Here is a 20,279-nt window from a genome sequence, read left to right on the forward strand (position 1 = left end):
TAGAACAGCGTTGATAATTTACCTAGCCTATTCTCGGCGTGTATTAACATTCATCACCGATATATGATCGACGTATGGCCACCTAACAATAAGAGCGCTGCGAAATGAATCTGAGCAAGGTCGACCTCAACCTGTTTATCGTCTTTGACGCGATCTACACCGAAGCCAACCTGACCCGCGCCGGGCAGATTGTCGGCATCACCCAGCCGGCGGTGTCCAATGCGCTGGCGCGCCTGCGTGAGACCTTCAACGACCCGCTGTTCGTGCGCACCGCCCAGGGCATGGTGCCGACGCCGATGGCACAGAACATCATCGGCCCGGTGCGCAATGCGCTGTCGTTGCTGCGGGTATCAGTGCAGGAAAGCCGCATCTTCAACCCGCAACAGGCGGCCAAGACCTACCGCATCAGCATGACCGACCTCACCGAGGCGGTGATCCTGCCGCTGCTGTTCCAGCGCCTGCGTCGCCTGGCGCCCACGGTGGTGATCGAGAGTTTCCTGTCCAAGCGCCGCGAAACCACCAAGGAACTGGCCGCCGGGCGCCTGGATTTTGCCGTGGATGCGCCGCTCAACACCGACCCGCAGGTTCGCCACGTCAAGCTGATGGAAGACCGCTACGTGTGTGCCATGCGCAAGGGGCATCCGCTGGCCGGCAAGGACAAGCTCACGCTGGATGACTACCTGTCGCTGACCCACATCCATATTTCCAGCCGGCGCAACGGTCTGGGTCATGTGGACCTGGCCCTGGGCAAGATGGGCATCCAGCGCAAGATCGCCCTGCGCTCCCAGCATTACCTGATGGCCTCGCAGGTGCTGCAGCAGACCGACATGGTCATGACCGTGCCCGAGCGCTTCGCCCGCCGCCATGAACTGCACTGGTTCAACCTGCCGGTCAACGACGTACCGCCGGTGGAAACCCATCTGTACTGGCACGAAAGCACCGACCAGGACCCGGCCAACCGCTGGATGCGCGAGCAGATGATCGAGTTGTGCCAGCAGGTCACGGCCCATGAGAAGAAGCTGGATAAACAACAGGCGTGAGGTTGGCGAGCGTCCTGTGGGAGGGGGCTTGCCCTCGATGGGTCGCGCAGCGACCCTTGACGTTTACGTCAACCTGCCAGTAGCTTAACGCCAAGACCTCCTTGAGCGCCCCCATGAGCACGACTTACAGCATCTCCGACCTCGCCCGCGAGCTCGACATCACCACCCGCGCCATTCGCTTCTACGAAGAACAAGGCCTGCTGGCCCCGGAACGCCGGGGCCAGGAGCGCATCTACTCGGCGCGCGACAAGGTCAGCCTCAAACTGATCCTGCGGGGCAAGCGCATCGGTTTTTCCCTGGCCGAGTGCCGCGAGCTGATCGAACTCTACGACCCCACCAGTGGCAACCACGTGCAACTCAACAGCATGCTGGCAAAAATCGCCGAGCGCCGCGAGCAGCTGGAACAGCAACTGCTGGACATCGAACAGATGAAGCTGGAACTGGACACCGCCGAAGAGCGCTGCACCCAGGCCCTGGCCCACACCCTGCGCCAGGCCGACCACTGACCAGAAGGTAATTGCCATGTCCCTCCCCTCACACGTGCGCCTGGTGGAAGTCGGCCCGCGCGATGGTTTGCAGAACGAAGCCCAACCCATCAGCGTGGCGGACAAGGTCCGTTTGGTGGACGCCCTCAGCGCTGCCGGCTTGCGCTATATCGAGGTCGGCAGTTTTGTCTCGCCCAAGTGGGTGCCGCAAATGGCCGGTTCCGCCGAGGTATTTGCGCAGATCCAGCGCAAGCCCGGTGTGACTTATGGTGCGCTGGCGCCGAACCTGCGCGGGTTTGACGACGCGCTGGCGGCTGGCGTTAAGGAAGTGGCGGTGTTTGCCGCTGCGTCCGAGGCGTTTTCCCAGCGCAATATCAATTGCTCCATCAGTGAAAGCCTGGAGCGCTTCGCGCCGATCATGGCGGCGGCCAGGCAGCAAGGGGTCAGCGTGCGGGGCTATGTGTCCTGCGTGCTGGGGTGCCCGTATGAAGGCGAGATCGCGCCGGAACAGGTCGCGGCGGTGGCGCGGGAGCTGTATGCCATGGGCTGCTACGAGGTGTCTCTGGGCGACACCATCGGCACCGGCACGGCAGGCGCCACGCGACGGCTGTTCGAGGTGGTCGCGGCGCAGGTGCCACGGGACAAGCTGGCGGGGCACTTCCATGACACCTATGGCCAGGCCATCGCGAATATCTACGCCAGCCTGCTGGAAGGCATCACGGTGTTCGACAGCTCTATCGCGGGCCTCGGCGGCTGCCCCTATGCCAAGGGCGCCAGCGGTAACGTCGCCACCGAAGACGTGTTGTACCTGCTCGACGGCCTGGGCATCGAGACCGGTATCGACCTTGAGGCATTGATTGGCGCGGGGCAGCAGATCAGCAGCGTACTGGGCCGGCCAACAGGATCGCGTGTGGCCAAGGCGCGTGACGCCGGTTGAGTAGCCTGGCCGTGACAATGTGTTACCGCACGCCTACACATCGAGTAACACGGGAACATATTTTGTCGTATTTGCCGTAGGCCAATCCCTACACAAAAATCAAATCATTGATTTTAAAGGGTTTTAAAAAGTTGGCACGGGTTCTGCTATCTCTATCGCATAACAAGAATAAAAAGCGCCAAACCTAATAAAAATAAGACGAAACGACTCTGACATAACAAAAACAACACGGCAGAGACGCAGCTAACAGATTTTTTTGGAGAAGATGTGCTTCGCAGGGTACGGCATGCCGAAACCCGCAACCGGTCAGAGAAAAATAAAACTACCTCAGGTAGCTGCCCACTGGTTGGATCATCACGAAGAAGCAGATCAGCGCTCAAAAAAATACGTTTGCTCTTGATCCCGGATGGGGGTCGCCAAAAACAGCGGTAAAGGGTAACGGTTGCCAAAAACAACAATAGACCGCCCCTCAATAATAAAAAAAGAGCACGCAACGACAAATTAAAGGGGACCCTCGGGTCCCCTTTGTGCATTCAGGGATTTACTCCTGCCCTGCCCCCAACTCCTCCATGGAAATCTCGCGCATGCGGAATTTCTGGATCTTGCCCGTTACCGTCATCGGAAACTCCTCTACGAACTTGAAGTGCTTGGGCGTCTTGAAGTGCGCGATGCGGCCCTTGCACCAGGTTTGCAGCTCCAGTTCATTGGCGACATGGCCGGGGTGGAACTTGATCCAGGCAACGATGGCTTCACCGTAGCGCGCATCCGGAATGCCGATGACCTGCACATCCGCCACCGCCGGATGGGTAAAGAAAAACTCCTCCAGCTCACGCGGGTACACGTTCTCGCCGCCGCGAATGATCATGTCCTTGTTGCGCCCGGCGATGCATACGTAGCCGTGGGCATCCATGCTTGCCAGGTCGCCGGTGTGCATCCAGCCGGCGTCGTCGATGGCCTCGCGCGTGGCGTCGGGGTTGTTCCAGTAGCCGAGCATCACGCTGTAGCCGCGGGTGCACAATTCGCCGATTTCTCCACGCGCCACCGTGTTGCCGTCTGCATCGATGATCTTGCTTTCCAATTGTGGCTGGGTGCGCCCGACCGTGGTCACACGGCGCTCCAGGTCATCGTCCGCTCCGGTTTGCAGCGACACCGGGCTGGTCTCGGTCATGCCGTAGGCAATCTGGACCTCGCGCATGTGCAGTTCGCTGATGACCCGGCGCATCACCTCGATGGGACACGTGGCGCCAGCCATGATGCCGGTGCGCAGCGTAGACAGGTCAAAGTCGCCCAGCTGTGGGTGATCGAGCAGGGCGATGAACATGGTGGGTACGCCGTAAAGACCGGTGGCGCGTTCTTCGGCGACGGTGGTGAGGGTCAGCAGCGGGTCGAAGCCGTCGTTCGGATAGATCATGGTGGTGCCATGGGTGATGCAGCCCAGGTTGCCCATGACCATGCCGAAGCAGTGATACAGCGGCACCGGGATCACCAGGCGATCTTGCGCGGTCAGGCCCAGGCTTTCGCCGACCATGTAGCCGTTATTGAGGATGTTGTGATGACTGAGGGTGGCGCCCTTGGGGAAGCCGGTGGTGCCGGAGGTGTACTGGATATTCACGGGCTGATCGAAGTGCAGGCTGGCCTGGCGACTGTGCAACTGTTCGGGCGCAATGCCAGCGCCGAGCGCGGCCAGTTGCGACCACGGCATGAACCCTGCGGGCGGTTTGGGATCGAGGCTGATGAGGCCGCGCACGTCCGGTTTCAGCTCCTGCAGCATGGCGTGGTAATCGGAGCTTTTGAATGAGCCGGCGCACACCAGCCACTGGCAGCCGGACTGCTTGAGCACGTAGTCCAACTCGCTGCTGCGATAGGCCGGGTTGATGTTGACCAGGATCACCCCGAGCTTGGCACTGGCAATCTGGCTGATGCACCACTCGGCACAATTGGGTGCCCAGATGCCCAGGCGGTCGCCCGTTTGCATGCCCAGGGCCATGAACGCCCGCGCGTGCAAATCGACAGTCTCCGCCAGTTGTCGCCAGGTGTAGCGGCGTTGTTGATGACGCACCACCAAGGCCTCGCCATCGGGGAACTGCGCAACGGTTCGGTCAAAGGCTTGGCCAATCGTCATGGCCAGCAAGGTCTTGTCCTGTGAGCCGCGGCTGTAGCTCTGGTTCGGTTGTTCCATAACGACCCCTGTTGTCTTTTTTGTAGGTTGACGTAAACGTAAACTACGATTGACAGCGCCGCAACGCAAGCTTACGTTAACGTAAAGGTGAGCGCCCTCCCCTGGCGCCCCATCCACACAACAACAATGCTCACATTAAGGTGCCTGTCCATGAGTTACCCGTCCCTGAACTTCGCCCTCGGTGAAACCACCGACATGCTGCGCGACCAGGTGCAGTCCTTTGTGGGCAAGGAAATCGCGCCCCGTGCGGCGCAGATCGACATCGACAACCTGTTCCCCGCCGACCTGTGGCGCAAGTTCGGTGACATGGGCCTGCTGGGCATCACCGTGCCAGAAGAATATGGCGGTGCCGGCCTGGGTTACCTGGCCCATGTGGTGGCCATGGAAGAGATCAGCCGCGGCTCGGCCTCGGTGGCGTTGTCCTATGGCGCACACTCCAACCTGTGTGTGAACCAGATCAACCGCAACGGCAATCACGCGCAGAAACTCAAATACCTGCCCAAGCTCATCAGTGGCGAACACGTCGGCGCCCTGGCCATGAGCGAGCCAAACGCCGGCTCCGATGTGGTCTCGATGAAGCTGCGCGCCGATAAGCGCGGCGACCATTACGTACTCAACGGCAGCAAGACCTGGATCACCAACGGCCCCGATGCCAGCACCTATGTGATCTACGCCAAGACCGACCTGGAAAAAGGCCCGCACGGCATCACCGCGTTTATCGTCGAGCGCGACTGGAAGGGCTTCAGCCGCAGCAACAAGTTCGACAAGCTGGGCATGCGCGGCTCCAACACCTGCGAGCTGTTTTTCGATGATGTGGAAGTGCCCGAAGAAAACATCCTCGGCGCGCTCAACGGCGGCGTGAAAGTGCTGATGAGCGGCCTCGACTACGAGCGCGTGGTGCTCTCCGGCGGCCCTACCGGAATCATGCAAGCGTGCATGGACCTGATCGTGCCCTACATTCACGACCGCAAGCAGTTCGGCCAGAGCATCGGCGAATTCCAGCTGATCCAGGGCAAGGTTGCCGACATGTACACCCAGCTCAACGCCAGCCGCGCCTACCTCTACGCGGTAGCCCAGGCTTGCGAGCGTGGCGAGACCACGCGCAAGGATGCCGCCGGGGTGATCCTCTACAGTGCCGAACGCGCCACGCAAATGGCCCTGGACGCGATCCAGATCCTGGGTGGCAACGGCTACATCAACGAATTCCCGGCCGGGCGTCTGCTGCGCGACGCCAAGCTGTATGAGATCGGCGCCGGCACCAGTGAAATCCGGCGGATGCTGATCGGTCGCGAACTCTTCAACGAAACCCGCTGAAGGAGCGCACCATGGCCACCTTGCACACCCAGCTCAACCCGCGTTCGGCGGAGTTTGCCGCCAACAGCGCGGCGATGCGCCAACAGGTCGACGCCCTGCACACCCTGCTCGCCCACGTGCAGCAAGGCGGCGGCGCCAAGGCACAGGAGCGACACACCTCACGCGGCAAGTTGCTGCCCCGCGAGCGTATCAATCGTTTGCTCGACCCGGGCTCGCCGTTCCTTGAACTCAGCCAACTGGCCGCCCATCAGGTGTACGGCGAAGACGTGCCGGCCGCCGGGGTGATTGCCGGGATCGGCCGCGTGGAAGGCGTCGAATGCATGATCGTCGCCAACGACGCCACGGTCAAAGGCGGCTCCTACTACCCGCTCACCGTCAAAAAACACCTGCGCGCCCAGACCATCGCCGAACAGAACCGCCTGCCGTGCATCTACCTGGTGGACTCAGGCGGTGCCAACCTGCCGCGCCAGGACGAAGTGTTTCCCGACCGCGAGCACTTCGGGCGGATCTTCTTCAACCAGGCCAACATGAGCGCCCAGGGCATCCCACAGATTGCGGTGGTGATGGGTTCGTGCACCGCCGGTGGCGCCTATGTGCCAGCCATGGCCGACGAAGCAATCATGGTGCGCGACCAGGCCACCATCTTCCTCGCCGGTCCACCGTTGGTGAAGGCGGCGACCGGTGAAGTGGTGAGTGCCGAAGACCTCGGTGGGGCCGATGTGCACTGCAGGATTTCCGGGGTGGCCGATCACTATGCCGACAGCGATGAGCATGCACTGGCGCTGGCCCGGCGCAGCGTGGCGAACCTCAACTGGCGCAAACAAGGCCAGTTGCTGCAACGTTCGCCGGTAGCTCCGCTGTACAGCAGTGAAGAGTTGTACGGCGTGATCCCGGCCGACGCCAAGCAGCCGTTTGATGTGCGCGAAGTCATTGCACGGCTGGTGGACGGTTCGGTGTTCGATGAATTCAAGGCGCTGTTTGGCACCACCCTGGTGTGCGGCTTTGCCCACCTGCACGGCTACCCGATTGCGATCCTGGCCAACAACGGGATTCTGTTTGCCGAAGCGGCGCAAAAAGGCGCGCATTTTATCGAGCTGGCGTGTCAGCGCGGCATTCCCTTGTTGTTCCTGCAGAACATCACCGGCTTCATGGTCGGCCAGAAGTACGAAGCCGGCGGCATCGCCAAGCACGGCGCCAAGCTGGTCACCGCCGTGGCCTGCGCCAAGGTGCCGAAGTTCACGGTGATCATCGGCGGCAGCTTTGGCGCGGGTAACTACGGCATGTGTGGCCGCGCCTATGACCCGCGCTTTTTGTGGATGTGGCCCAACGCACGCATTGGCGTGATGGGCGCCGAACAGGCGGCGGGGGTGCTGGTGCAGGTCAAGCGCGAGCAGGCCGAACGCGCCGGTACAGCGTTCAGCACGGAAGAAGAAGCCGCGATCAAGCAGCCGATCCTCGACCAGTACGAAACCCAGGGTCATCCCTACTACTCCAGCGCACGCCTGTGGGACGACGGTGTGATCGACCCGTTGCAGACCCGTGACGTGCTGGCGCTGGCCTTGTCCGCGTCGCTGAATGCCCCCATCGAGCCGAGCCGCTTCGGCGTGTTCCGCATGTAAATGGAGCTGTACCCCATGAGCGATTTCAACACCCTCGAACTGATCATCGACCCCCGTGGCTTTGCCACGCTGTGGCTCAGTCGTGAAGCCAAGAACAACGCGTTCAACGCCGAGATGATCCGCGAGCTGATCATCGCCCTCGATCGGGTACAAGGCGATCCGTCCCTGCGCTTCCTGGTCCTGCGCGGGCGCGGCAAGCACTTCAGCGCCGGCGCCGACCTGGCCTGGATGCAGCAGTCGGCCGAGTTGGATTACCACACCAACCTGGACGATGCCCGCGAACTCGCGGAGCTGATGTACAACCTGGCCAAAATGAAAATCCCGACCCTGGCGGTGGTGCAAGGCGCGGCCTACGGGGGCGCACTCGGCTTGATCAGTTGCTGCGACATGGCGATTGGTGCCGATGATGCGCAGTTCTGCTTGTCGGAAGTGCGCATCGGCCTGGCGCCGGCGGTGATCAGCCCGTTCGTGGTGCAAGCCATCGGCGAACGCGCAGCACGGCGCTATGCCCTGACCGCCGAACGTTTTGGCGGCCAGCGCGCGCGCGACATCGGCTTGCTGGCGGAAAGCTATCCCATCGGCGAGCTGGACCATCAGGTCGAACAGTGGATCGCCAACCTGCTGCACAACAGCCCGGCTGCCATGCGCGCCAGCAAAGACCTGTTGCGCGAAGTGGGCAACGGTGCCCTCACCCCAGCGCTGCGCCGCTATTGCGAAAACGCCATTGCGCGCATCCGGGTCAGCACCGAGGGCCAGGAAGGCTTGCGCGCGTTCCTGCAAAAACGTCCACCGAGCTGGCAGCCCCAGGAGCCGCGTTCATGAGTACATTGACAACCCTGCTGGTGGCCAACCGTGGCGAGATTGCCTGCCGCGTGATGCGCACCGCCAAGGCCATGGGCCTGACCACCGTGGCGGTGCACAGCGCCATCGACCGCGATGCACGGCACAGCCGTGAGGCGGATATTCGCGTCGACCTGGGCGGCAGCAAGGCTACCGACAGCTACCTGCAAATCGACAAGCTGATCGCCGCCGCCCAGTCCAGCGGCGCCCAGGCGATCCATCCGGGGTACGGTTTTCTGTCGGAGAACGCCGGGTTTGCCCGTGCGATTGAAGCCGCCGGGTTGATCTTCCTCGGGCCGCCCGCCTCCGCCATCGATGCCATGGGCAGCAAGTCGGCCGCCAAGGCGCTGATGGAAACCGCAGGCGTGCCCCTGGTGCCGGGCTATCACGGCGACGCCCAGGACCTGGACACCTTCCGCGCCGCCTGCGAGCGCATTGGCTACCCGGTACTGCTCAAGGCCACGGCCGGTGGCGGCGGCAAGGGCATGAAGGTGGTCGAGGACGTCAGCCAGTTGGCCGAGGCGCTCGCTTCGGCCCAGCGAGAAGCGCTGTCGTCTTTCGGCAATGGGCAGATGCTGGTGGAGAAATACCTGCTCAAGCCACGTCATGTGGAGATCCAGGTGTTCGCCGATCAACACGGGCATTGCCTGTACCTCAACGAACGGGACTGCTCGATTCAGCGTCGCCATCAAAAAGTCGTCGAGGAAGCGCCGGCACCGGGGTTGAGTGTTGAACAACGCAAGGCCATGGGCGAGGCGGCTGTGCGTGCGGCCCAGGCCATCGGTTATGTCGGTGCTGGCACTGTGGAGTTTTTGCTCGACGCGCGTGGCGATTTCTTCTTCATGGAGATGAACACGCGACTGCAGGTGGAGCACCCCGTCACCGAAGCGATTACCGGCCTGGATCTGGTGGCCTGGCAGATTCGTGTCGCCCAGGGCGAGGCGCTGCCGATCACCCAGGAACAGGTGCCGCTGGTCGGCCATGCGATCGAAGTGCGGCTGTATGCCGAGGATCCGGCCAATGACTTCCTGCCTGCCACCGGGCACCTGGCGCTGTATCGCGAATCCGCACCCGGACAAGGGCGCCGTGTGGACAGCGGTGTCGAGCAAGGCGACAACGTCTCGCCGTTCTATGACCCCATGCTCGGCAAGCTGATTGCCTGGGGCGAGGACCGTGAACAGGCGCGGTTGCGGTTGTTGGGCATGCTGGATGAGTTTGCCATCGGCGGGCTCAAGACCAACCTGGGTTTTCTGCGGCGCATTATCGGGCATCCGGCGTTTGCGGATGCGGAACTGGATACCGGATTCATTCCGCGCTATCAGGATGACTTGTTGCCCGAGGCCGGTGAACTGGGTGATGAATTCTGGCAGGCGGCCGCCGCAGCATACATGCAGAGCCTGCCACCATCGGATGGACCCTGGGCAGATAAACGCGGCTTTCGCGCCGGGCTGCCTGCCGAGGTGTCACTGCATTTGAGTTGCAATGGCCAGGACCGACTGGTGACGCAGGCCGCCCAGGCGCCACAGTTGCGTGGCGAACAGTTGCTGATCGAACAACAGGGCGTGCGTCGCAGCCATCTGGCGGTACGCCATGACCACACGGTGTATCTGCGTTGGGACGGCGAGATGCGCGGCGTATCGTTGTTCGATCCGATTGCTGCAGTCGAGGCCAACCAATCCCATCAGGGTGGGCTGACAGCCCCGATGAATGGGAGCATCGTACGGGTGCTGGTAGAGGTGGGCCAACCGGTGGAAGCCGGCACGCAACTGGTGGTGCTGGAAGCCATGAAAATGGAACACAGCATCCGTGCGCCCCAGGCCGGGGTGGTCAAGGCACTGTTCTGCCAGGAAGGCGAAATGGTTGCCGAAGGTTGCACTTTGGTGGAGCTTGAAACGGCTGGTTAAAATTTTGCCGTGGCCTGTACGACGACGCCCAGGAGGCGGCAATCGTCGGTCAGCAACTGCTTCGGGTAGGTGGGATTGAGCGGCACCAGGTAACGCTGGCCGCTCTCCTCCAGCAACTGGCGAAAGGTCGCCCGGGGGCTCCCGACCCACTGGGCCACCACTAATTTACCGGGCTCGGCGGCAATGGCCGGGTCCACCAGGATCATCATGCCCGCACTGATGCTCAGGCCACTGGGTGCGGTCATGGCGTCGCCGGTGACCGGCAGCCAGAAGGCTTCGCCCCGGGCGTGGTAATCCGTCAGCTCGAAGCGGGCAGCGCCGTAAGGTGTACGCGGCTCACGCACTTCGCACAACCCATTCCAATCGCTGACCGGATAACGGAAATACGGGTTGTAGTTTTTCTCCGCAGGCGGCTCATCGACCCGCTCGCGAATATCCAGCGCGACCTCCAGATAGCCCAGCCCCAGCGCCGCCAGCACCCGATTCATGTCCACCAGGCTCGGCGCACGGCGCTTGTTGAGCCAATGGCCGACGCCGCCCTGGGACATGCCCAGGCGCTCAGCCAGTTCACCTTGCGTGACCTTGCGGTCTTCCATGTTGGCCTTGACCAACGCGATCCAGTTATCCATGGGCGCTGACAATACGTCACGCAGTTTCCAGGGCAATAAACAGTTTGTAGTAATCCATAAAACGACATAAATACGATACGTACTATCATCGGGCATAAGGTTTTCGACACCCACCCCAGAGTACCGCCCCTTATGACGACAAGCCCGTATCTGCTGCCTGAAATCCCCGAAGACACCGAGCTGCACGACCTGCGCAGCAGCGGCGCCGCCAAGCGCGCATTGGACTTTTACTTGAAAGAAGATATGTCGGCACCAGCCCCTGACGATGCCCTGTTTGCCATCAAGCCAGGCATCAGCCCTGAGGAAGCCCTGGTGCACGCCTCGGACCTGTTGCGCAGTGCAGCGGCCACGGCCTATGAGTCCGCGAGCAGCCATCGCGGCACTCATCGTGACCTGGCGTTTTCAGTGGTGTATTTGATCGATATGGCGAAGGCGATGGTGGAGCGGTCGTTGCAGGCGCCGGAGGCTCAAGCGAACGGATGACAGGCGCGAAGAAAAATATTTCTATCTCACGGATAAAAACATTTGACTTGCAAATGATAATGATTATTATTGGACCCAGCTGATCGCGAGATCAGTCGATAGGCCAAGGGACCTTAGGTCGGACTCTTGGAATATCTCCTCATCAGGCTAATCACGGTTTTTGACCCGGCTCTTTGGCCGGGTCTTTTTTTTGCCAGTTTCCCTGGCATGGCTTCAGGCTAATGAAGACTGTGTGTTGCTTGATGGCGCGCATGGTAGCAAAAGACTATCGCCAAAAGAAAGCCAGTCTACCGCTCTAGACCCGATCTTTTCGAAATAGCGCTTGAGAATCAATCTCATAGATCCTAAGCTGCTGCGGCGTCAAGGAAGACGCCCCCTCCCCCTTCGCAACAATTTTGCGTCCAGTCTTTACCAGACTCCTGTGTAAGATAGCCGCCACAACACTCATATTCAGGCAACCAGACTATGACCGTGGCCTTGACCTCCATCAGGATCAGCACCGACTTCGACAGTGGCAATATCCAGGTACTGGATGCCCACGACGCCTATCAGTTACTGCTGGCAATCAAACCCGACACGCGCAGCCAACATTACCAATGGTTCCACTTCAAGGCCGAAGGCATGCACGTGGGCCATACCCACACCTTTCGCCTGAGCAATGCGGGTAAATCGTCCTACCCACACGCGTGGAGTGGCTACAACGCCGTGGCCTCCTATGACCACGTCAATTGGTTCCGGGTGCCTTCGCGCTTCGACGGGGAAATCCTGCATATCAGTTTGGAAACCCGCGAGAAGCACGCCTGGTTCGCCTATTTCGAACCCTATAGCCGCGAGCGCCACGACTGGCTGATCGAGCAGGCCCTGAGTCGCGCCAATACCTGCTTGCTGGCCACCGGCAAAAGTGCCGAAGGCCGTGACATCCAGCTACTGCGTCGCGGCAAGGGCGGCGAAGGTCGGCGCAAGATCTGGATCATCGCCCAACAGCATCCCGGCGAGCACATGGCCGAATGGTTCATGGAGGGCATCATCGAACGCCTGCAACAGGACGGTGACGCCGAGCTGAAAAAACTGCTGAAGGTCGCCGACCTGTACCTGGTGCCAAACATGAACCCGGACGGAGCCTTCCACGGTCACCTGCGCACCAACGCCATGGGCCAGGACCTCAATCGTGCCTGGCAGAGCGCCAGCCAGGAGAGCAGCCCGGAAGTGTTGTTCGTCCAGCAACAAATGGAAAAGTACGGCGTCGACCTGTTTCTCGATATCCATGGCGACGAGGAAATCCCCTACGTCTTCACCGCCGGCTGCGAAGGCAACCCCGGCTACACCCCACGCATCGAGGCATTGGAAAAACACTTTCGCAGCCACTTGAGCGCCCTGACCCGCGACTTCCAGACCACCCACGGCTACACCCGCGACCTGCCGGGCGAAGCCAACATGACCCTGGCGTGCAACGCGGTCGGCCAGAAATACGACTGCCTGTCGCTGACCCTGGAAATGCCCTTCAAGGACAACAACGACGCGCCCAACCCGAAGACCGGCTGGTCAGGCGAGCGCTCCAGGCAGTTGGGCAAGGACGTGCTGAGCACGGTGGCCGATATCGTCACCGTGCTGCGCTGACGCCCTCTCCCACCGGCATCACTCCTTGGTGCCGGTCATGCTCTGCAACACGCCATCGCGGCGGATCAGCCCATGGAACAACGCCGCCGCCAGGTGCAACAGCACCGTCAGGAACAGCAGGTAGGCCAGATAACCATGGGCCTTGCGCAGCACCGCGAACAATGGCGCGTTCGCGCCCACCAGCGCCGGCAACCGCACAGAACTGCTGAGCATCACCGGATCGCCTGCCGCCGAAATCATCGCCCAGCCCAGCAGTGGCAATACCAGCATCAAGGCATACAGCACCACATGGGACGCCTTGGCCGCCAACACTTGCCACAACGGCAGGTCGACGGGCAGCGGCGGTTGGCGCGTGGAGAACCGAACCGCCAGGCGCACGATCACCAGCGCCAGAATCGCGATACCCAGCGGCTTGTGCAGGTGGATCAACCACTCATGCCGTTCCGACACTGAAGCCGCCAGGCCCGCGCCGATAAACAGCATGGCGATGATCATCAGCGCCATCAGCCAGTGCAGCAGGCGCGCCAGCGGGGCAAAAAACCGTGGTTGGGCATTCATGGCTTCGACTCCTGAGGGGCGCTGTGCAACGGGCCGACTTCACCGGCGCGGCGCAGGTAGGAACTGGCATACGCCGCCGAGCGTGCCGCCAGCAACGGGTCATTGGACGCTTCGATACCACTGGGCAGAATCAGTGGGTCGAAGTTGATGTCGCGGCAATCACCGTCCGCCTGTGGCTGGCTGCTTTGCAACACCAGGGTGCCGGCATTGATGACTTTATGCTCGCCAGTCCAGGCCTTGCTCGCATCGTCCACCGGGTCACCCGGGTTGGCCAGGGTCATGTTCAACTGCCAGCGCAGCGGCCCGGCGGCCAAGCGTTGCACCAGGTCTTGTTCCAGGTAATCACTTCCGGCTGGCGCGGTATCGCCCGGCGCATCCTGACGCTGCGGCACCACGCCCCAACGTACGGCCTGGCGCTTGCCATCGGCGCCCACCAGGTAAAACGCGTTGATACCGTTGTAGGTTTCGGTCGCATAGCTCGCCGAGGGCTTGGCAGTCTTGACCCACGCCAGGAACGGCGCGGTCTCGGGGTGGGCGGCGAAAAACGCCGGCATGCTCGCCGGGTTCGGCTTGCCAGTGGTGGGCTCCGGTGCGCCGGCCTGGAGCAACTGATAGAACGCCTCGGGCGTGCCCACCGGGAACACTGGCATGCTGTTCATGCCGGTGCGCCATTGCTGGCCGTTGGCCTGGGAGAACTGCACCGCAAAACTGCGGATCGGCACACTGCTATCGGGCGCGTAAGGGTTGCCGCTGGGCAAGGCAAAGCGGCCGATCACGGGGGTCTTGGCCTCGCTGAACACTTGGGCACTGGAATAGGTGCGAGCTTCGGGCGTGCTCTCGAAATACCCGGCGACGCAGATGCCTTTGGCATGGTTACGCCGAAAGCCCGGGTGCACGCCATTGTTGGTTTCCAGCGCGTTGACCAGGGTTTTAGGACGCAGGCGCTGTGGGTCGAGGGTGCCGTTGACGTAGGCAAAGGCCCCCGCCACAACCGCAACCACGGCACCGATACCCGCCAGGCGCGCGATCAGGCTCGCGGTGCTCAACGGGGGACGAGGCGGTGATGAGTGATCTACCATGAAGGAACTCCGGGGCCAAAGGCCTTAGGGGTGAACATAAGGTCGGAGCATGAAGACGAACGCCGATCGGCTCTATTCCCTGGCCCTGGATTTATTTTCAAGCACGGGGAATAACCCTCAACGGCGCACGTCTCTCTAATCCCAGCGTAGTGACCAGCCAGATTCCCATGCATGAACTCGACGAACAGTTACGTGAACTCATCCCCAGGCTGCGGCGCTTTGCCGTGTCCCTGACCCGTAACGCCAGCAGCGCCGACGACCTGGTGCAGTCGACCCTGGAGCGGGCGATCATCAGTTGGGCCGATAAACGTGTCGAAGGCGACTTGCGTGCCTGGTTGTTCTCGATCCTCTACCGCCAGTTCCTCGATGCCCACCGTCGCACCCGGCGCTATGCGCGCATGCTGGAATTCTTTACCGGGCGTGACGATACGCAGCCATCGGTCGAACGCACGGTGATCGCCCAGTCGACCCTGCAAGCCTTCGATCAACTCAACACCGAGCAGCGTGCCCTGTTGCTGTGGGTGTCGGTCGAAGGCTTGAGCTACAAGGAAGTCGCCGAGATCCTCGATGTGCCCCTCGGCACGGTGATGTCACGCCTGTCCCGTGCGCGCCAGGCCCTGCGTCAACTCAGTGATGGCGAAATTGCCAGCCCTTCCCTGCGGATACTCAAATGATCAGCCTGCCCCCCAGCGAACGCGATTTGCATGCCTACGTCGATCACCAACTGCTGGAGAGTGATCGCCGTGTACTTGAAACCTATCTGGCAGCCCACCCGGATGTCGCAGCCCAGGTCCATGCCTGGCAGCACGACGCGCAGTTGCTGCGTGCCGCGTTGGGCGGTGCCCTGCAGCAACCGGCCAACCCGGACCTGGACCCGACGTTGATCCGCCAGCGCATCAAGCGTCAATCACGCCGCCACTTGGCTACGGCAGCCGTGCTGCTGATCGCTGTCGGCCTCGGCGGTGTCGGTGGCTGGCACGCCCGTGAAGTCAGCCAGCCGGCCCAACTGCCCATGGCCGACGCGATGCAGGCGTTCCGCTTGTTTGCCCAGGACGGCATCATGCCGGCGGACTACAAGGGCCAGGGCGGCGGCACGATGCAGGCCTGGCTCGACCGCTACTTCAACCAGGCCCACCGCCTGCCTGACCTGAGTGCGTCGGGCTTCACGCCGGTCAGCGGGCGCCTGCTCACCACCGAGCAAGGCGCCGCCGCCATGGTGCTGTACGAAGACCCGCAAGGGCGGCGCATCAGCTTCTACATCCGCCCGCCAGGCCCGGAAAACGGCTTTCTGCCCCGTGGCAGCCGCAGCGCCGATGGCTTGCAGGCCCAGTACTGGTCCGGTGCCGGCTACAACTATGCGGTGGTCAGCCCGGCGGATCAGCCCGCCCCGGCGATGCTGAAGTTCTAGAAGCCCACGTCGAGTACCACGTTGTCGAGGTAGGTGCCGGCGGGCGGTGTGGCTTGATCGGTGTAGATCCTGGCGTTGTAGTTGAACACCTGGCTGCCGATACCCAGGCCGTTGCCGGGGTTGACCTCGGCGGTAGAACTGTCGCGTCGCGCCGCGCCCACGCTGCCCCAGCGCGTGGTGCCGGCGCTTTTGAAGATGTCGTAGGCCAGGTAGTGGGTGCCGGCGATCATGCGCCGCCGCCCGCCCACACTGACGGCGTTCTGGCCGTCGCTCAGGCCTACGCTATAGGCGCTGCCCTTGGTGCAGGAAATACTGATGGTCTGGCCGGTCACGGCAGTGAACCCGCTGATGACGGGCGCACTGCCAAAACTGATATTGGGCGCGGTGATCTGGCAGTCATTGGTGACGGTCATGCTCACGGTCAGGAGCTTGACTTGGGGAGTCAGGTTTTTGTCCCGCAATACGCACAAGTTGCCCACCCCCAGGCCAATGCAATAATCCCAGGTCCATGCAACGCTGAGGACTTCGGTATACACCCCGGCCGCCACATTGGTCCCGGTAATACTGCCCACGTAAAGCGGCAGGTTCTTGCTGCCCGGCCCCGTCAAAAGACCCGCGCTTGTCGCAATGCCATTGGGACCGAAATCGAACTGAAGCCCTCGTGTAATAGGGAACGTGGTGGTGTTGTTGCCATAAATCGTATAACCGATCACATCCCCCGTAGGGCCGACCATGCCGCTGGTGGTTGAGGTGATCGTGGCATAGAAGTGGTCACTGGTGCCGAGGGCGATCAGTGAAGCGGTGCAGCTCAAACCGCCATTGAGGGTCGAGCTGTTTTGCGTCGCGGTGCGTACGTTGATCGAACTCACCGAGCCAAAACTCACCGGAGCCGTCGCCACCGTCGAACACAGCGCCATTGCCTGCCCCGAGCCCACCATCCCGAGGAGCCACAGCCAGCCCACGCGTCTCATTGGCACACCAACGGCCCGATCAGCGGCACGCCTTGTTGCTGCTCGTTGACCTCGAATCGCGCCTGGCACGTACGCCCTTCACCCAGCGTGACCTGCAAGGTGTTATGTGCCGAGAGGTTTTCCAGGTACACCAGGCCGTCCCAGCCGACCACTGCCTGCTGGTTGCTTTGCTCGTGCACCACCAGGCTGCCCAAGGGTAATTCCTGATGCTGGGTGTCCACCAGGGTAACGCTCGCCGCGAGTACCCGGCGCAACGGAAACTCCAGCAGGTAGCCGCTGCCACGGCGCACCGATACACGCTGTTCCACATTTGGGCTTTGCACATTGAGCGGTAGGTTCAGCGGATCGATTTCGTATTTGGCGCGGTAGTACGCGCTGCTCCACGGCACCAGGAGATGCCCATTACGGTCGGTTTCGCCCACCAGCTGGTTCTCGTAGCGCACCGGGATACCGGCGAAGCCCTGGGTACTCACCACCACAAAGGCATCATTGATACGGTTGGCGGCAAAGGTGTCGCCGCCCATCCACACCAGCGAGCCACTGGCATCCGCCCAGCGCGTCTGGGCATCGCTGCTGCCGTACACGCCGGCCTGCAATTGCACCGACTGCAAGCGCCAGGTCAGGTCGGCCTGCCGGTACGCCGCACCATCGCCCTGGGCATAACCGAGGTTGTAGCCCACCCCACCCTCGCTGGGCACTGCGCTGCTGTAATTGAGGCGCTGGCGACTGGCGCCGTCCTTGCTGCGCTCGGTGCTCAAGGCCAGGCTGCCGTTGAGGTCGAACGGAATCACCCACTGCGCCTGCATCGCCCAATTGCTGTCGCCGATCTCGCGGTTGGCCGACAGGTAGAAACTGGTATTGCGCCACAGCGGCTTGCTCCAGCTCAGGTTGAGCAGCCGCGTGCGCGAATCGTCCGCCGCCTGCACGTCGAAATACCCCATGCCCAGGCTGCCAAAACGTTCAAGGTTGAGGCTCAGCGTCACCTGCTCGCTGCGCTTGCTGAGGCTGGCGTAAGCGGTGTCGACCAGGGTCAGGTCGGCGTACTCGTCGTGTCGTTCCACCCGCTGATAGGACAGGCTATAGCGCGTGCTGTTGTACTGATACCCCAGGCTCAGTTGCTGGCCGCTACGCCCTTCGAATCGACTTTGGCTGACGGCGGCATTGAGTACGCCGAGATTGCCCAGCCGCAGGTTACCGCCCAGGCCGCCGAGGGTCAGGTCAGTGGAGGCTTCGGCATGGCTCTCCAGGGTCAAATTGTCGGAATAGCCATAACGAAAGGTACCGCTCGCCACGCCGGGGCCGTAGGCGAAGTCCTTGAGGGTGTAATCCCGGCGCAAGGTGCCGGCAGCCACTGAAAAATCCGTCAGGCCTTTTTGCAACAGCGTGCTGGTCACATAGAACGGCACGGTGGTCGACACCTGGCGACCCAGGGCGTCAGTCGTCACCACCACCGCTTCGCCCGCTCCGTTGATAAACGGCACGTTGGTCAGGGTGTAGGGTCCCGGTTGCAACTGCGCGCTATCGGATTTGTAGCCATTGATAAACAGGTCCACCGACGACGGCACCGCGGCCTCACCGGCAAATTGCGGCAGGGGGTAAGTCACCAGGTCCGGACGCACCGCGAAGTCCCGCGAGAACTGCACACCGCCGAGGCGCACCGAACTGCTCCAGGGCAAGGCGCCGCTGATCACGTCACCGGCTTCGTAGGTCAGCAGCCGCTCATCATCGGAGAAGCGCCAGGTAGTGTCATAGCGCCGGTAGCCGTTGTTGAACGTACCGCTGCTGACACCATCAGCCAAGGTCTGGCGGTACTGGCCGGTATTGGACAAGGTGCCCCAGTTGTCGAACAGCCGCACTTCGTTCCAGGCGGCGAGGTAGCTGCCGCCTTCGTCAGTGTCGTTGAAATACAGGTCATAGTTGAGCAAGGCGCCAAAGCTGCTCATTGCCTGGGTGCGCGGGTAAGTGTCGCGGTTGCCGATAAATTGTTCCTTCAGCCACGACGGCGGCACATCCAGCAGCAGGCGCTGGCCGTTGCTGTCGTAATCGCTGTGCAGGCCGGGGATCCTGTCCAGCGCCACGCTGCCGCTCAATTCGCCGGGCAACTTCATGCCCACGTCCTGCAGTGCGCTGGCCGGCACATAGAGTTGCCCGGCCCGTTGATCGACCGCGATAACGCGGCCGGTGTCCATCTGATTGACCACCAGCTCCAGAAACAACTGTGCATCGGCGACAGCCTCCATACTGCTCGGGGGCGGTGGCAGGTCGCCAGCCACGCCCGGAAGCGCAACCACTGCGCCGCCCAGTCCGCCCACCACCGACAGCCATAGACTGCGAGCCAGACCACGACTCACCATGGCGTTGTGTCCTTCAATGGACATCTCCATCCGTTTAAATCCCGGGGCGTTCCTGCCCCGTTACAGGCTTGTTACCGCTGCGGCGCGAGGCTTTCCAACTGGGATGCGCCGTTGACCCTGACCTGCAGCGGCTGGTCGGCCGACAGCGCTGGCGGCACCGGCCAACGCATGCTGGCGCCCGGCAACACGTAGCCCAACAGGCCATCCACCAAGGGCCGTGTCTGCCCGCCCTGCTTGAATGCGGCATCGGTAAGGCGCGCATGCACGGCGCCCTGGTTGCGCACTTCGATGTAGTCGCGCCCTGCTACCGTGACCTTGTGCCAGCTCAGATCCGGCTTGCCCGCGCCCTTGGGGTCACGCTGGCGCGTGCTGTCCTCCTTGTTCCACAGGCCCGCGCCGTAGGCGAACAGCGGCACCGAATAACGCATCTGAAAGCGGATCGCCGCTGCGGTGTTCTTGCCTTCCGGCGGCGTGGGCACCTGCAGGGGTGAAGGGATTTCATCGATGATGATGCGGTAGGCCAACTCTTGCCCCGGTGGTACTTCACGGGTGCGGGTCAGGCGTACCAATTGTTTCTGCCCCGGCTCGATCCGCGCTACGGGCGGGCTGCCGATCACATCACGCTGGTTCTGGTATTGCTCTTCGAAACCACTCTGGCTCCAGGCAAACACACGAATCTGCAGGCTCGCGGTTTCGGTCCCACGGTTTTCCAGCCACAGCGCGCTAGCCTGTTGATCGGCCTCCAGCACCGGGTCGATGGGCCAGATCAGCACCGAGCTGGCCGCCTGCACAAGCCCCGCCGTGCACACCGTACTCAAGGCAATGCCCGCGGCCCACAACCGCCGGGATGGTGAACGCATAA

At 62.1% G+C, this 20,279-nt stretch carries 18 protein-coding genes; 11 read left to right on the forward strand and 7 right to left on the reverse strand.

All coding sequences use genetic code 11. The features are described from left to right. Positions 1–104 precede the first annotated feature (104 nt). From AC3WP7_RS14825 to AC3WP7_RS14835, 3 genes are all read left to right on the forward strand, one after another. Positions 105–1,040: a LysR family transcriptional regulator gene (locus tag AC3WP7_RS14825; RefSeq protein WP_071491992.1), complete on the forward strand. Its 936-nt coding sequence runs from the start codon at positions 105–107 to the stop codon at positions 1,038–1,040. 113 nt (positions 1,041–1,153) lie between these two features. Beyond that, on the forward strand, positions 1,154–1,546 hold the full coding sequence (locus AC3WP7_RS14830) for a MerR family transcriptional regulator (RefSeq protein ID WP_071491993.1): 393 nt from the start codon (positions 1,154–1,156) through the stop codon (positions 1,544–1,546). A 16-nt stretch (positions 1,547–1,562) separates the two neighbouring features. Continuing rightward, positions 1,563–2,462, forward strand: coding sequence for a hydroxymethylglutaryl-CoA lyase (locus AC3WP7_RS14835; RefSeq protein ID WP_102591752.1), 900 nt, complete (start codon positions 1,563–1,565; stop codon positions 2,460–2,462). Between the two features lie 541 nt (positions 2,463–3,003). On the opposite strand, the gene AC3WP7_RS14840 is transcribed toward AC3WP7_RS14835, so the two are convergent. Further along, a complete protein-coding gene (locus AC3WP7_RS14840) occupies positions 3,004–4,641 on the reverse strand; it encodes an AMP-binding protein (RefSeq protein ID WP_093527957.1) in 1,638 nt (545 codons plus the stop codon). A 150-nt stretch (positions 4,642–4,791) separates the two neighbouring features. Here AC3WP7_RS14840 and AC3WP7_RS14845 point away from each other — a divergent pair, with 150 nt between their 5' ends. Genes AC3WP7_RS14845 through AC3WP7_RS14860 form a run of 4 tightly spaced genes read left to right on the forward strand, consistent with a single transcriptional unit; the run spans position 4,792 to position 10,318 of the window. Further along, positions 4,792–5,955 (forward strand): isovaleryl-CoA dehydrogenase, encoded by a 1,164-nt coding sequence (locus AC3WP7_RS14845; RefSeq protein ID WP_102591751.1) that lies wholly within the window; start codon positions 4,792–4,794, stop codon positions 5,953–5,955. Positions 5,956–5,966: 11 nt separating this feature from the next. After that, positions 5,967–7,574: a carboxyl transferase domain-containing protein gene (locus tag AC3WP7_RS14850; protein ID WP_092244856.1), complete on the forward strand. Its 1,608-nt coding sequence runs from the start codon at positions 5,967–5,969 to the stop codon at positions 7,572–7,574. 15 nt (positions 7,575–7,589) lie between these two features. Further along, a complete protein-coding gene (locus AC3WP7_RS14855; protein ID WP_092244853.1) occupies positions 7,590–8,396 on the forward strand; it encodes a gamma-carboxygeranoyl-CoA hydratase in 807 nt (268 codons plus the stop codon). Continuing rightward, the gene (locus AC3WP7_RS14860; RefSeq protein WP_102591750.1) at positions 8,393–10,318 is read left to right on the forward strand and encodes an acetyl/propionyl/methylcrotonyl-CoA carboxylase subunit alpha; all 1,926 of its coding nucleotides are present in this window, start codon (positions 8,393–8,395) and stop codon (positions 10,316–10,318) included. Before AC3WP7_RS14855 ends, AC3WP7_RS14860 begins: the two co-directional genes overlap by 4 nt. On the opposite strand, the gene AC3WP7_RS14865 is transcribed toward AC3WP7_RS14860, so the two are convergent. Further along, positions 10,315–10,947: a LexA family protein gene (locus tag AC3WP7_RS14865; protein WP_071492000.1), complete on the reverse strand. Its 633-nt coding sequence runs from the start codon at positions 10,945–10,947 to the stop codon at positions 10,315–10,317. The genes AC3WP7_RS14860 and AC3WP7_RS14865 overlap by 4 nt on opposite strands. Positions 10,948–11,079: 132 nt before the next feature. Here AC3WP7_RS14865 and AC3WP7_RS14870 point away from each other — a divergent pair, with 132 nt between their 5' ends. Both AC3WP7_RS14870 and AC3WP7_RS14875 read left to right on the forward strand, forming a co-directional pair. After that, positions 11,080–11,430, forward strand: coding sequence for a DUF6124 family protein (locus AC3WP7_RS14870; protein WP_092244847.1), 351 nt, complete (start codon positions 11,080–11,082; stop codon positions 11,428–11,430). Positions 11,431–11,895: 465 nt separating this feature from the next. Beyond that, complete coding sequence (locus AC3WP7_RS14875; protein WP_102591749.1) at positions 11,896–13,047, forward strand: M14 family metallopeptidase; 1,152 nt, start codon at positions 11,896–11,898, stop codon at positions 13,045–13,047. An 18-nt stretch (positions 13,048–13,065) separates the two neighbouring features. Here AC3WP7_RS14875 and AC3WP7_RS14880 read toward each other — a convergent pair whose 3' ends face one another. Both AC3WP7_RS14880 and AC3WP7_RS14885 read right to left on the reverse strand, forming a co-directional pair. Continuing rightward, the gene (locus AC3WP7_RS14880; RefSeq protein WP_092244841.1) at positions 13,066–13,605 is read right to left on the reverse strand and encodes a cytochrome b; all 540 of its coding nucleotides are present in this window, start codon (positions 13,603–13,605) and stop codon (positions 13,066–13,068) included. Further along, positions 13,602–14,684: a catalase family peroxidase gene (locus tag AC3WP7_RS14885; protein WP_092244838.1), complete on the reverse strand. Its 1,083-nt coding sequence runs from the start codon at positions 14,682–14,684 to the stop codon at positions 13,602–13,604. The genes AC3WP7_RS14880 and AC3WP7_RS14885 overlap by 4 nt, the downstream gene beginning before the upstream one ends. A gap of 167 nt (positions 14,685–14,851) precedes the next feature. Here AC3WP7_RS14885 and AC3WP7_RS14890 point away from each other — a divergent pair, with 167 nt between their 5' ends. Further along, positions 14,852–15,358 (forward strand): RNA polymerase sigma factor, encoded by a 507-nt coding sequence (locus tag AC3WP7_RS14890; RefSeq protein WP_092244834.1) that lies wholly within the window; start codon positions 14,852–14,854, stop codon positions 15,356–15,358. Further along, positions 15,355–16,092 (forward strand): anti-sigma factor family protein, encoded by a 738-nt coding sequence (locus AC3WP7_RS14895; protein ID WP_102591748.1) that lies wholly within the window; start codon positions 15,355–15,357, stop codon positions 16,090–16,092. The genes AC3WP7_RS14890 and AC3WP7_RS14895 overlap by 4 nt, the downstream gene beginning before the upstream one ends. Here the strand turns inward: AC3WP7_RS14895 and AC3WP7_RS14900 are convergent. From AC3WP7_RS14900 to AC3WP7_RS14910, 3 genes are all read right to left on the reverse strand, one after another. After that, the gene (locus AC3WP7_RS14900; protein WP_092244827.1) at positions 16,089–17,063 is read right to left on the reverse strand and encodes a Csu type fimbrial protein; all 975 of its coding nucleotides are present in this window, start codon (positions 17,061–17,063) and stop codon (positions 16,089–16,091) included. The genes AC3WP7_RS14895 and AC3WP7_RS14900 overlap by 4 nt on opposite strands. Then, complete coding sequence (locus AC3WP7_RS14905; protein WP_102591810.1) at positions 17,060–19,417, reverse strand: fimbria/pilus outer membrane usher protein; 2,358 nt, start codon at positions 19,415–19,417, stop codon at positions 17,060–17,062. Before AC3WP7_RS14905 ends, AC3WP7_RS14900 begins: the two co-directional genes overlap by 4 nt. 71 nt (positions 19,418–19,488) lie before the next feature. Next, positions 19,489–20,277, reverse strand: a complete 789-nt coding sequence (locus AC3WP7_RS14910) for a fimbrial biogenesis chaperone (RefSeq protein ID WP_102591747.1) — start codon at positions 20,275–20,277, stop codon at positions 19,489–19,491. Between the last annotated feature and the right edge of the window lie 2 nt (positions 20,278–20,279).

The sequence above is a fragment of the Pseudomonas sp. FW305-3-2-15-C-LB1 genome (assembly GCF_058787615.1).